Origin of the sequence: Rhodoplanes elegans (assembly GCF_016653355.1) — a bacterium.
GTDB classification, from domain to species: Bacteria; Pseudomonadota; Alphaproteobacteria; order Rhizobiales; family Xanthobacteraceae; genus Rhodoplanes; species Rhodoplanes elegans.
Genome location: NZ_NHSK01000161.1, coordinates 39,974 through 51,429 on the forward strand (window position 1 = coordinate 39,974; position 11,456 = coordinate 51,429).

An 11,456-nucleotide genomic window follows, 5' to 3' on the forward strand; every position below is an offset into this window, starting at 1 on the left:
TGGCGAGCCCGGCATGAACACGACGATCGCACTCTTTCTTCTGCAGGACGGCGTCATCAACGGCGCCGTCTACGGGCTGCTCGGCGTCACGCTGGTGATGGTCTTCACCATCACGCGGGTGATCTTCGTACCGCAGGGCGAGTTCGTCGCCTGGGGCGCCCTCACCTTCGCGGCGCTCGAGGCCGGCAAGGTGCCGGGCACCGCCTGGCTGCTCGTCGTCCTCGGCGTCGCCGCCGCGATCCTCGAACTGGTCCGCGAGCGGGCCGCGCTCACGCCGCGCCGGGTCGGCCTGATCCTCGCCCGCGACGTCGCCCTGCCGGCCGCCGTGCTGGCCGGGGTCGTGCTGCTGGCGCCGCTCCAGCCCGGCACGGTGGCCGGCCTCGTGCTGACGCTGGTGCTGCTCGTGCCGATGGGACCGCTCGTCTACCGGCTCGCCTTCCAGCCGCTTGCCGACGCCTCGGTGCTGGTGCTGTTCATCGCGGCGATCGGCGTGCACATCGCGCTGGTCGGGCTCGGCCTCGTGTTCTTCGGCGCCGAGGGTTTTCGCACCACGCCGTTCTCCGATGCGATCGTCCCGTTCGGTCCCGCGGTGATCAAGGCGCAAGGGATCTGGGTGCTCGCCGTGACGGCGCTGCTGCTCGCAGGCCTCTGGGCGTTCTTCGAGTTCACGCTCGCCGGCAAGGCGCTGCGCGCCACCGCCGTCAACCGGCTCGGCGCCCGCCTCGTCGGCATCCCGACGCGCGCCACCGGCCGCGCCGCCTTCGCGCTCGCCGCCGCGATCGGGGCGCTGTCCGGCGTGCTGATCGGCCCCCTGACGACGATCTACTACGACACCGGCTTCCTGATCGGCCTGAAGGGCTTCGTCGCCGCCATCATGGGCGGGCTGGCGAGCTATCCGCTCACGGCGCTGGCCGCCGTGCTGGTCGGGCTCCTCGAATCCTTCTCGGCCTTCGTCGCGAGCCCGTTCAAGGAGGTCATCGTCTTCTCGCTGATCATCCCGGTGCTGCTGTGGCGCTCGCTCGCCGCCGGCCATCAGGACGAGGAAGAGACCTGATGCGCGCGCCCGACACGCCCCCGTCCCGACCGCTTCTCCACCACCTGCCGCGCGTCGCCGCGATCGGCGCGATCGCGATCGTGCCGCTGGTGCCGGGCATTCCCGATTTCTGGATCACGCTCGCCGGCTACATCGGGCTGTCGAGCCTGGTCGCCATCGGGCTCGTGCTGCTCACCGGCGTCGGCGGCATGACGTCCTTCGGCCAGGCCGCCTTCGTCGGCTTCGGCGCCTACACAACCGCGGTGCTGACCAAGGACTTCGGCCTCTCGCCCTGGCTGACGCTACCGGCGTCGCTCGCCACCACGGGCGCCATGGCGCTCCTCATCGGCGCCGTCACGGTACGGCTCTCCGGCCATTTCCTGCCGCTCGGCACCATCGCCTGGGGCATCGCCTTCTTCTATCTGTTCGGCAACGTGGAGGCGCTCGGCCGCTTCGACGGCATCAACGGCATCCCGCCGCTCGACGTCTTCGGCACTCCGCTGATCGATGCGCGCGCCGTATTCTATCCGATCTGGATCGCCGTGATCCTCGCCGTGATCCTCAGCGAGAACCTGCTCGACAGCCGCATGGGCCGGGCGATCCGGGCGCTCCGCGACGGGCGGCTCGCCGCCGAGTCGTTCGGCATCGACACGGCACGCGTGAAGCTCGTCGTGTTCGTCTACGCGGCGCTGCTCGCCGGTCTCTCCGGCTGGCTCTACGCCCATGTCCAGCGCGCCGTCTCGCCGTCGCCCTTCGGGCTGAATGCCGGCATCGAGTATCTGCTGATGGCGGTGCTCGGTGGCGCCGGCCACGTGCTCGGCGGTGTGCTCGGCGCCGGCATCGTGACGCTGCTGAAGGATCAGCTCCAGGACGTCCTGCCGAAGCTGATCGGCGCCGACGGCAGCTTCGAGACCATCGTGTTCGGCATTCTCATGGTGGTCGTGCTCCAAGTGGCGCGCGACGGCCTGTGGCCCTTGGTGATGCGGCTGCTGCCGAAGGCCCCCCCGAAGACCGTTGCGGCCGGCGTGCCGCTGCCGGCCCGCACGATGCCCGAGCGCGGCTCGCCGCTGCTCGCCGTCGTAAACGCGCGAAAACAGTTCGGCGGGCTGGTCGCCGTCAACGACGTCAGCTTCAAGGTGAAGGCAGGCGAGATCGTCGGGCTGATCGGGCCGAACGGCGCCGGCAAGAGCACGACCTTCAACCTGCTCACCGGCGTGCTGCCGGCGACGACGGGCGAGATCACGCTCTCGGGCGAGCGGATCGAGCGATCCAGCGCGCGGGCGATCGCGCGGCGTGGCGTCGCCCGCACGTTCCAGCACGTCAAGCTCGCCCGCCAGATGACCGTGCTGGAGAACGTCGCGCTCGGCGCCCATCTGCGCGGCCGGGCCGGCGTCGTCGCCGCGATGCTGCGGCTCGACCGCGCCGACGAGACCCGGCTGCTCGGCGAGGCGACCCGCCAGCTCGACCGCGTCGGGCTCGGCGCCCATCTGCACAAGCCGGCGACCTCGCTGGCGCTCGGCCAGCAGCGCGTCGCCGAGATCGCCCGCGCGCTCTGCCTCGATCCGCAGCTCCTCCTCCTCGACGAGCCGGCCGCCGGCCTGCGCTTCGCCGAAAAGCAGCAGCTCGGCGCCTTGCTGGCGCGACTGCGCGACGAGGGCGTCTCGATCCTGCTGGTCGAGCACGACATGGACTTCGTAATGAAGCTCACCGACCACATCGTCGTGCTCGACTTCGGCAAGAAGATCGCCGAGGGCCCGCCGGCCGCCGTCGCTGCCGATCCCGCCGTGCTCGAAGCCTATCTCGGAGGTGTCGAATGACCGCCTCGTCTCTCGTCGACCCGACGCCTGCCGTCGGAGCCGAGCCGCGCCCCGCGCCCGCCGACGCGATCCTCGCGGTCGACGACGTGTCGGTCAGCTACGGCCGCGTCGAGGCGGTGCGGCGCGTGTCGCTCACCATTCCGCGCGGCGGCATCGTCACCATCATCGGCGCCAACGGGGCCGGCAAGACGACGCTGCTGAACGCCATCGCCGGCGTGCTACCGGCCGCCGGCAGCATCCGGCTCGACGGCCGCGACATCGCGGGCGAGGACGTCGAGACGCGGGTCGGCGACGGGCTCTGCCTGGTCCCGGAGAAGCGCGAGCTGTTCCCCACCATGTCGGTCGAGGACAATCTGCGGCTCGGCGCCTGGCGGCTCGGCAGCCGCGCCGCCGGCGAGGGATTGGCCGGCGTGTTCGAGCGCTTCCCGCGCCTGAAGGAACGCCGTCGCCAGCACGCCGGCACGCTGTCGGGCGGCGAGCGGCAGATGCTCGCCATGGGCCGCGCCCTGATGGGCCGCCCGCGCGTCCTGATGCTCGACGAGCCGAGCCTCGGTCTCGCCCCGCGCATCGTCAAGGACGTGCTGCGCATCGTCACCGATTTGCGCCAGACCGGCGTCTCGATCCTGCTCGTCGAGCAGAACGCCCGGGCCGCCCTGCAGGTCGCCGACTACGCCTATGTGATGGAGCTCGGCGAGATCACGATCCATGGCCCGGCGGCCGAGCTCGCGCAGGACCGCCGCGTCATCGACAGCTATCTCGGGCTCGGCGCCCGGCATTGAACGCCGCCGCTCGGCCCGCCGAGCGCACGGACCGAAAGCGATTTTCCGACCAGGACCGCCATCATGCTGGACATCGGACTGCCTCCCACCCTGACCGCCGAGATCGACGGCGAGATCGCGCTTCTGCGCCTGTCGCGCCCGCACAAGCGCAACGCCCTCGATCTCGCCACCATCCAGGGCCTGCACCGGTTCTTCGCGCATCTGCCGTCCGGCGTGCGGGCCGTCGTGCTCTCCGGCGAGGGCGAGCACTTCTGCGCCGGCCTCGATCTGGAGGACGTGGTCGAGCCGGACGACATCCTCGAGGTGATCCATCACTCGCAGACCTGGCACCAGGCGTTCCACGAGATCCAGTTCGGCCGCGTGCCCGTGGTCGCCGCCCTGCACGGCGCCGTCGTCGGGGGTGGCTTCGAACTCGCCGCCGCGACCCACATCCGGGTCGCCGAGCCGTCGACCTATTACGCGCTGCCCGAGGGCCAGCGCGGCATCTTCCTCGGCGGCGGCGGATCGGTCCGCATCCCGCGGCTGATCGGCGTGCCGCTGGTTCAGGATCTGATGCTGACCGGCCGCACGCTCTCGGCCGAGGAGGGCCGCGTGCACGGCGCGAGCCAGTATCTGGTCGGCGCCGGCGAAGGGCTAGCGCACGCGACCAAGCTCGCGCGAAAGATCGCCCGCAACGCCGAGATGACCAATTTCGCCGTGCTGCATGCGCTGCCGCGCATCGCCGCGAGCGATCCGGCGGCCGGCTTCTTCACCGAGTCGCTGATGGCCGCCATCGCGGCCGGCACGCCCGAGGCCCAGCAGCGGCTGCGGGACTTTCTGGAGAAGCGCGCCGGCAAGGTGAAGCCGGGGCTGTGACGCTCGCGCCGTGCCGCCGGCCGTGATGACGCCGGTCCGCACGCGCGCACGCCGCACCGAGAAGAAACGGTCGGGAGGACGATCATGACGACGATCGAGATGTTGCATGCGCCAGAGGTCCGGCAGTGCGGGCCGTCCGAGGTCGAGCTGATCCGCCGCGACGACGGCGTCATGATCGTGCGCTCTCCGCATCCGCTGCCGCCCTATCATCGCTCGATGACCGACCGGCTCGACCACTGGGCCGCGGTGGCGCCCGACCGGCCCTATCTGGCCGAGCGCGACGGCACCGGCGCGTGGCGTCACGTCACCTATGCGGAGGCGCGGTCGCTCGCCCGCTCGATCGCGCAGGCGCTGATCGACCGCGGCCTCTCGCCCGAGCGTCCGCTCGCCATCCTGTCCGGCAACAGCATCGACCACGCGCTGCTCGGCCTCGGCGCCATGATCGCGGGCGTTCCCTACGCCTCGGTCTCGCCGCCCTACTCGCTCGCCTCGACCGACTTCACCAAGCTGCGCGCCATTCTCGGCGTGCTGACGCCGGGGCTGGTGTTCGCCTCTAGCGGCGCGATGTTCGCACGCGCCATCACGGCGACCGTGCCAGAGGACGTCGAGCTCGTGGTCAGCGAGGACGCGCTGATCGACCGGCCGACGACGCCGATCTCGGCGCTGCTCAACACGCCGGCCGGACCGGCGGTCGACGCCGCGCACGCCGCGGTCGGCCCGGACACCATCGCCAAGCTCCTGTTCACGTCGGGCTCCACTGGCGACCCGAAGGGCGTGATCAACACCCAGCTGATGCTCACCAGCAACCAGGCGATGATCAACACGGCGTTCCCGACGCTCGCCGAGGAGCCGCTCGTGCTGGTCGACTGGCTGCCGTGGAGCCACACTTACGGGGCGAACCACAATTTCGGCGTCACGCTGATGAATGGCGGCACGCTGCACATCGACCAGGGCAAGCCGCTGCCCGGACTGATCGAGGAGACGGTCCGCAATCTGCGCGAGATCGCGCCCACGGCCTATTACAACGTGCCGAAGGGCTTCGAGATGCTGCTGCCCTATCTGCGCGACGACGCCGACCTTCGCCGCACCTTCTTCAGCCGGCTGAAGTTCCTGCTCTACGCGGGCGCCGCACTGTCGACCGTGGTGCGGCAGGAGTACGAGCGCATGGCGATCGCCGAGCGCGGCGAGCGCATCCCGATGTTCACGTCGCTCGGCTCGACCGAGACGGCACCGTCGGCGCTCAGCGTCACGGCCAAGGCCTGCGCGCCGGGCGTCGTCGGCATCCCGAACGTCGGCGTCGAGATGAAGCTGGTGCCGTCGGCCGGCAAGCTCGAGGCGCGCATCAAGAGCCCGTCGATCACGCCGGGCTACTGGCGGCGCCCCGACCTCACCGCCACGGCCTTCGACGAGGAGGGCTTCTACCGGCTGGGCGACGCGGTACGCTTCGCCGATCCGGACGACCCGGAGAAGGGCTTCCTGTTCGATGGCCGCATCGCCGAGGACTTCAAGCTCGCCACCGGCACCTGGGTCAGCGTCGGGCCGCTGCGTGCCCGCGCCATCGAGAGGCTGGCGCCGCTGATCCGCGACCTCGTCATCGCCGGCCACGACCGCGACGACGTGACGGCGCTGCTGATCCCCGACCTCGCGGCGTGCCGGTCGGCGTTCCGGGCCGACGCCGCGGTGAGCGACGCCGCGATCCTGGGGAGCGCCGTGCTGCGCGCCCAGATCGCCGAGCGCCTCGCCGCCCTGAACGCCGGCGTGCACGGCTCGTCGTTCCGCATCGAGCGCGCCCTCGTGCTGACCGAGCCGCCCTCGATCGACGCCGGCGAGGTGACCGACAAGGGCTCGATCAACCAGCGCGCCGTCATCGCGCGGCGCGCCGCGCTGGTCGAGGAGCTCTATGCCGACGAGCTGTCGGACCGGGTGATCCTGCCGGCCGGCCACGGGGAGCATGCATGAACATCGACGATCTCGTCGCCATCGACGTCCACACCCATGCCGAGGTGTCGTGCCGGCATCCGCACGACCCAGCCTGGGCGCCCTACGAGGAGGCGGCCAACAAGTACTTCAAGGCCGGCAAGCGACCGACCATCGCCGAGACCATCGCATATTATCGCGAGCGCCGCATCGGGCTCGTGATGTTCACGGTGGACTGCGAGCACGAGATCGGCGCCCGCCGCATCCCGAACGAAGAGGTCGCAGATGCCGCGCGTGACAACAGCGACATCATGATGGCGTTCGCCAGCATCGATCCGCACAAAGGCAGGCTCGGGGTGCGCGAGGCGCGCGACCTGATCGAGGCCGGCGTCGTCAAGGGCTTCAAGTTCCACCCGACCCTGCAGGGCTTCTTCCCCAACGACCGGATGGCCTATCCGCTCTACGAGGTGATCGCCCACCACAAGCTGCCGGCCGTGTTCCACTCCGGCCATTCGGGCATCGGCACCGGCATGCCGGGCGGCGGCGGGCTGCGGCTGAAATACTCGAACCCGATCCATCTCGACGACGTCGCGGCCGACTTCCCGGACATGACCATCATCATCGCGCACCCGTCCTGGCCGTGGCAGGACGAGGCGCTGTCGGTGTGTCTGCACAAGCCGAACGTCTATATCGACCTGTCGGGCTGGATGCCGAAATACTTCCCCACCGAGCTGGTGCGCTACGCCAACAGCCAGCTCAAGCACAAGATGCTGTTCGGCTCCGACTTCCCGCTGATCGCGCCGGACCGCTGGATCAAGGATTTTGCCGACGCCGGCTTCAAGCCGGAGGTGCACGACCTGATTCTGAAGCAGAACGCGATCCGGGCGCTCAAGCTGGCGGCGTGAGTGCGCCGCGCCCCGTCGACGAAGTGCTGTGCTCCCTCCGCTCGTCCCCGCGAAAGCGGGGACCCAGGGCTCCGGGGTGTGGCCTCTGGATTCCCGCTTACGCGGGAATGAGCGGAGTTCTGGGCCGGCGAAGACCGGCCTCACGATCAGGACCGCGTGGGCACGCTTCGCTTTGCCCACCCTACAAGCCACTCGAAGAGCGAGCGGGGAGACCCTTCATGGACGTGAACGGACAGGTCGCGATCGTGACGGGCGGCGGATCGGGGCTTGGCGCGGCGACGGCCGAGCGGCTCGCCCGCGCCGGCGCCAGGGTCGCGGTCCTCGACGTGAATCGCGACGGCGCGACCGCCGTAGCGGCACGCATCGGCGGCCACGCGGTGCGCTGCGACGTGGCGAGCGCCGACGAGGCGGCCGCCGCCGTCGCCGCCGCGGCCGAGCGGCACGGCCCGGCCCGCATCCTCGTCAACTGCGCCGGGATCGGCACGGCGAAGCGCATCCTGGGCCGCGACGGGCCGATGGAGCTGGCCGACTTCGAGCGGGTGATCCGGGTCAACCTGATCGGCTCGTTCAACATGCTCCGGCTCGCCGCCGCCGGCATGGCGGGGCTCGACCCGCTCGCCGACGGTGAGCGCGGCGTGATAATCTCCACCGCGTCGGTCGCCGCCTACGAGGGCCAGATCGGCCAGGCTGCCTATGCGGCCTCGAAAGGTGGTATCGTGTCGCTGACGCTGCCGGCGGCGCGCGAGCTGGCGCAGTTCGGCATCCGGGTGCTCGCCATCGCGCCGGGCCTGTTCCTGACGCCGCTGATGGGCACGCTGCCGGCCGACGTGCAGGCGAGCCTCGCCGCCGCGGTGCCGTTCCCGAAGCGGCTCGGCCGCCCGGAGGAATATGCCGACCTGGTGATGGCCTGCGTCGGCAACGTGGCGCTCAACGGCGAGGTGATCCGCCTCGACGGCGCGCTGCGACTGGCGCCGCGCTGACGCGGCCCCGCATGTTCGGCGGCCTGTCGGTCGCCATCGTTGTTTCCGAACTGCCGGAATTGCCGTTCCCGATCGCACTGCTCAGAACGCCACTGCTCAGGACGCCGCCATGGATTATATCGCGCCCGTCAAGGCCATTCATCTCGCCCTCGACGACGTCGCCGGCCTCGCCGACGACCTCGCCGCCGGCCTGCACGGCGATCTCGATCACGAGATGCCGGCCCACATCCTGGAAGAGGCCGGGCGCTTCGCCGGCGAGACGCTGGCGCCGGTCGACCGCGAAGGCGACCGCGTCGGCGCCCGCTTCGCCAACGGCACCGTCACGCTGCCGGATGGCTGGCCGGCGATCTACAAGGCGTGGGCGGAGGCCGGCTGGAACACGGTCGACCTGCCGCCCGAATGGGGCGGCATGGGGCTGCCGGTACGGCTCGCCACCGCCTGCATGGAGATGTGGACCAGCGCCTGCATGTCGTTCTCGCTCGGCCCGGTGCTGACGCAGGGCGCGGTCGATGCGCTCGAGCTGCACGCCGACCGGGCCCTGAAGGAAAAGTATCTGCCCAAGCTCGTCGCCGGCGAATGGACCGCCACCATGGCGTTGACCGAGCCGCAGGCCGGCTCGGATCTCGCCGCGGTGCGCACCCGCGCCGTGAAGGCCGAGGACGGCACCTACCGACTCAGCGGCCAGAAGATCTTCATCACCTATGCGGAGCACGACCTCGCCGAGAACATCGTGCATCTGGTGCTGGCGCGGCTCGCCGATGCGCCGCCCGGCACCAAGGGGCTGTCGCTGTTCCTGGTGCCGAAGTTCCTGGTCGGCGACGACGGCACGCTCGGCGCCCGCAACGACGTGTGGTGCACGGGCATCGAGGACAAGCTCGGCATCCATGCGAGCCCGACCTGCAGCCTCGCCTTCGGCGATCACGGCGGCGCCGTCGGCTGGCTGGTCGGGGCGGAGAACCGCGGCCTCGCCTGCATGTTCACGATGATGAACAAGGCGCGGCTGTTCACCGGCGTACAGGGCGTCGCGGTCGCCGAGCGCGCCTATCAGCGGGCCCTCGCCTACGCCAAGACGCGCCGCCAGGGCCGCGCCGCCGGGGCGCCGCCCGATCAGTCGAGCCTCATCGTGGCGCACGCGGACGTGCGCCGCACCCTGATGACCATGAAGGCCATGACGGCCGCGGCGCGAGCCATCGCCTATGCGGCCGCGGCGGCGATCGACCGGGCCCGCCACGCGCGGACCGCCGACGAGCGCGAGGCGGCCGAGCGGCTCGCGGGCCTCTTGACGCCGGTGACCAAGGCCTGCTGCAGCGACACCGGGGTCGAGGTCGCCTCGCTCGGCATCCAGATCCACGGTGGCATGGGCTTCGTCGAGGACACGGGCGCGGCCCAGCAGTATCGCGACGCCCGCATCGTGCCGATCTACGAAGGCACCAACGGCATCCAGGCGATCGACCTCGTGACCCGCAAGATTTTGGGGCCCGGCGGCGCGATCACCGAGGCGACGATCGCGGTTTATCGGGAGGTCGGGACGGCGGCGGGCGCGATCGCCGAGCCGCGGCTGCGCCTGCTCGGCGGAATCGTCGGCGAGGCGGCCGACGCGCTGGCGCAGGCGACCGCCTGGCTGCGCGCGCCGGAGCGCACGCCGGAGGAGCTGCTCGCCGTCGCCACGCCCTATCTGCGGCTGTTCGGCCTCGCGGCCGGCGTCGCCTATCTGGCCAAGGCCGCGCTCGCGGCGCGGGCGCGGCGCGAGGCCGGCGACAATGATCCGATCCACGCCGACACCATCGCCACGGCCTATTTCTACGCCCAGGCGATCGCCGTCGGCGCCCCGGCCCTCGCCCGTGTGGTGATCGCGAGCGCCGATGCGCTGCCCGGCCCCGAGAGCCTCTCGGACTTCGCCGCCTAGTCCGTCGCCCCTGCTCTGATGGCCCCTCATGCTGAGGCGCGGACCGAGGGTCCGCGTCCCGAACCATGAGGCCTCGGCTCGCCCCCAAGGGGCTCGCCATTTGGAGGTAGCTTGGAACCGGATGGATTCGCAGTTTCCCGAAGGCGCGCTTCTCGTCTGGAATGTTAGGCTGATTACTTTCGGGGGGAGCCATGCCGCGCACGCCGGGTCTGCGTCGTTACTCGTTTCGTCTGCACGTCAACGACCGGCGCCTGGAGAACGAGCTCGACGGCAGCTTCGCCTCCGACGCCGACGCCGTGCAGGAGGCCCACTCGATCGCCTTCGAGCTGGTGCACGCCGATGCGTGGTGGCTGACCGTCAAGGCGACCATCATCGTCTCCGACGATGCCGCGAACGAGCACGCCGTGCCGGTCCGCGAAGGCGCCGAGCACTATCGGCTCGCCACCATGGCGCGGACCGACGGGCCGGCTCGCCTGTCCTGATCCCTCCGACGCCGACCGACGCCCCCTCCTGGTCACGCGCGGCCGGCGCCCTGCGACGAAACCACGGCGGAACGAGGCTCGCGTCTTGCGCCGCACCACCCGCGTCCGGCAGATTGCGCCGCCCGTCGATGCCGTCGACAGAGGCCGACCGCATCACGCCAGGACCGCGTCATGACCGACACCGCCCCCTCCACCCACGAGCTCCGCCACACGCCGCTCGATGCGCTGCATCGCCGGCGCGGCGCCCGCATGGTGCCGTTCGCCGGCTACGCGATGCCGGTGCAATACCCGGCCGGCATCCTCGCCGAGCATCTCCACACGCGCGAGAAGGCCGGCCTGTTCGACGTATCGCACATGGGCCAGATCGTACTGCGCGCACCCTCGGGACAGGCCGAGGACGCGGCGCGCGCGCTGGAGACGCTCGTGCCGGCCGACATCGTCGCGCTGCCACCGGGCCGGCAGCGTTACGCGCTGTTCACCGATGCGGCCGGCGGCATCCTCGACGACCTGATGGTGTCGAACCAGGGCGACCACCTGTTTCTCGTCGTCAACGCCGCCTGCAAGGCGGCCGACGAAGCGCATCTTCGCACGGCGCTCGCCGGACGCTGCACCGTCGAGCCGCTGGCCGACCACGCCCTGATCGCCCTGCAGGGTCCGAAGGCCGAGGCGGGGCTCGCCGCGCTCGCGCCCGCCGTCGCGGCCATGCAGTTCATGGACTCGCGGCCGGTCACGATTCTCGGCGAGTCCTGCCTGGTGTCGCGCTCCGGCTACACGGGCGAAGA

At 71.0% G+C, this 11,456-nt stretch carries 10 protein-coding genes; all 10 read left to right on the forward strand.

The genetic code is table 11. The features are described from left to right. The first annotated feature begins 13 nt into the window (after positions 1–13). Positions 14–1,054, forward strand: coding sequence for a branched-chain amino acid ABC transporter permease (locus tag CCR97_RS20335; RefSeq protein ID WP_111355168.1), 1,041 nt, complete (start codon positions 14–16; stop codon positions 1,052–1,054). Further along, positions 1,054–2,850: a branched-chain amino acid ABC transporter ATP-binding protein/permease gene (locus CCR97_RS20340; protein ID WP_111355169.1), complete on the forward strand. Its 1,797-nt coding sequence runs from the start codon at positions 1,054–1,056 to the stop codon at positions 2,848–2,850. The genes CCR97_RS20335 and CCR97_RS20340 overlap by 1 nt, the downstream gene beginning before the upstream one ends. Next, positions 2,847–3,629 carry an ABC transporter ATP-binding protein gene (locus tag CCR97_RS20345; RefSeq protein WP_111355170.1) on the forward strand — a complete coding sequence of 261 codons (783 nt, stop codon included), beginning with the start codon at positions 2,847–2,849 and terminating at the stop codon, positions 3,627–3,629. Before CCR97_RS20340 ends, CCR97_RS20345 begins: the two co-directional genes overlap by 4 nt. Positions 3,630–3,692: 63 nt before the next feature. Next, positions 3,693–4,484 (forward strand): crotonase/enoyl-CoA hydratase family protein, encoded by a 792-nt coding sequence (locus tag CCR97_RS20350; protein ID WP_111355171.1) that lies wholly within the window; start codon positions 3,693–3,695, stop codon positions 4,482–4,484. Between the two features lie 84 nt (positions 4,485–4,568). Beyond that, complete coding sequence (locus CCR97_RS20355) at positions 4,569–6,443, forward strand: feruloyl-CoA synthase (protein WP_244670582.1); 1,875 nt, start codon at positions 4,569–4,571, stop codon at positions 6,441–6,443. Further along, positions 6,440–7,306, forward strand: a complete 867-nt coding sequence (locus CCR97_RS20360; RefSeq protein ID WP_111355172.1) for an amidohydrolase family protein — start codon at positions 6,440–6,442, stop codon at positions 7,304–7,306. The genes CCR97_RS20355 and CCR97_RS20360 overlap by 4 nt, the downstream gene beginning before the upstream one ends. A gap of 218 nt (positions 7,307–7,524) precedes the next feature. Beyond that, positions 7,525–8,286 (forward strand): SDR family NAD(P)-dependent oxidoreductase, encoded by a 762-nt coding sequence (locus CCR97_RS20365; protein ID WP_201159785.1) that lies wholly within the window; start codon positions 7,525–7,527, stop codon positions 8,284–8,286. Positions 8,287–8,395: 109 nt separating this feature from the next. Beyond that, positions 8,396–10,192, forward strand: coding sequence for an acyl-CoA dehydrogenase family protein (locus CCR97_RS20370; RefSeq protein ID WP_111359953.1), 1,797 nt, complete (start codon positions 8,396–8,398; stop codon positions 10,190–10,192). Positions 10,193–10,383: 191 nt separating this feature from the next. Continuing rightward, the gene (locus tag CCR97_RS20375) at positions 10,384–10,674 is read left to right on the forward strand and encodes a hypothetical protein (protein WP_111359952.1); all 291 of its coding nucleotides are present in this window, start codon (positions 10,384–10,386) and stop codon (positions 10,672–10,674) included. Positions 10,675–10,845: 171 nt separating this feature from the next. Further along, a partial coding sequence (locus CCR97_RS20380) for an aminomethyltransferase family protein (protein WP_476705564.1) occupies positions 10,846–11,456 on the forward strand: 611 nt, incomplete at its 3' end.